Origin of the sequence: Candidatus Palibaumannia cicadellinicola (assembly GCF_002855795.1) — a bacterium.
Classification (GTDB): domain Bacteria; phylum Pseudomonadota; class Gammaproteobacteria; order Enterobacterales; family Enterobacteriaceae; genus Baumannia; species Baumannia cicadellinicola_C.
This window is the reverse complement of record NZ_NJPO01000022.1, coordinates 1-1,249: the sequence shown is the minus strand read 5'-3', so window position 1 is coordinate 1,249 and position 1,249 is coordinate 1. Positions and strand designations below refer to the sequence as shown.

Sequence of the window (1,249 nt, the reverse complement as noted above, 5' to 3'; positions counted from 1 at the left end):
TTACGAAAATACTATTTATTTTATTGATTTCTACTCAGCTATTTATAGCTGAGCTAACTATAGCCAGTTACGGCGCTTAAAGTATAAGTAGGGAGCAACGCCAGCGATAATCATCAGTATAAGTGCTGCGGGATAGCCAAAAGACCACTTTAGTTCTGGCATAAAAGAAAAGTTCATTCCATAGCTGGATGCGACAAGTGTCGGTGGTAGGAAAACAACTGATACTACTGAGAATATCTTAATAATACGGTTTTGTTCGATATTTATAAATCCCATGGCAGCCTGCAGAAGAAAGTTGACCTTCTGGAACAATGATTCATTATGAGGCAGCAAAGACTCAATATCTCGTAGGATTTCCCTAGCTTTATTTAATTCATCTGAGGGTAATCTTGTTTTACGAACAAGAAAATTAAGCGCACGCTGTGTATCCATTAAACATAAGCGTACTTTCCAACCTACATCTTCTAATTCAGCGAGAGTAGCTAGTGCGTCATCATACTCATCGCCTTGCTGACCATCCATAATTACTCGGCTGAGTGCTTCTAAATCGCTATAAATATTCTCAATTTTATCTGCTAGCTGTTCTATTTTGGTCTCGAATAGATCTAATAATAATGCATAAGCATTACTATCGATAATAGTTTGGCTGCGGGAACGCATGCGATAAAGACGAAAAGCAGGTAACTCACGCTCACGTAGCGTATAGAGTCTATCTTCACGAATGGTAAAAGCTACGGTGGCATTACCAGCATGATCTTCTGCATCAGCATAGAAAAAAAAAGAGTGAATATGTAAACCTTCCTCATCCTCGAAAAAGCGAGCTGAGGCTTCTATATCCTCTAGTTCAATACAAGTAGCCAAATTCTGGCCTAATTCTTGCTGTATACGATGACGCTCATCATCACTAGGTTCTACCAAATCTATCCAAACTGATCTTACTAGGCTCCCCAGTTGATCAGTGTCAAAACGCGATAAACGGTTATTATTTAGTTTAAATGCGTTAAGCATACATACGCCTAGTTTATTTTAGCAGTAAAAAATGGGAAATATATTTGATCAGAGAAACTAGAGTAAAAAACTACCTATTAATTTGATATTCGTGCGACATTGAAAAGAACAACTTACTACTATTTAAGTAGCTAGTGAATAGGTTGCCTTAGTATTCTCTACTTAACTACCTGTGTCGGTTTACGGTACGATTACATGTAACCTGAAGCTTAGAGGCTTTTCTTGGAAGCAGATCATCAAT

1 protein-coding gene is annotated in these 1,249 nt (G+C 37.8%); it reads right to left on the bottom strand.

The window, feature by feature from the left end; translation table 11 throughout:
• Positions 1-57 precede the first annotated feature (57 nt).
• Entirely contained in the window at positions 58-1,008 is a 951-nt protein-coding gene (gene corA, locus CEX73_RS00405; protein WP_101626673.1) for a magnesium/cobalt transporter CorA, read from the bottom strand.
• Positions 1,009-1,249: the final 241 nt, after the last annotated feature.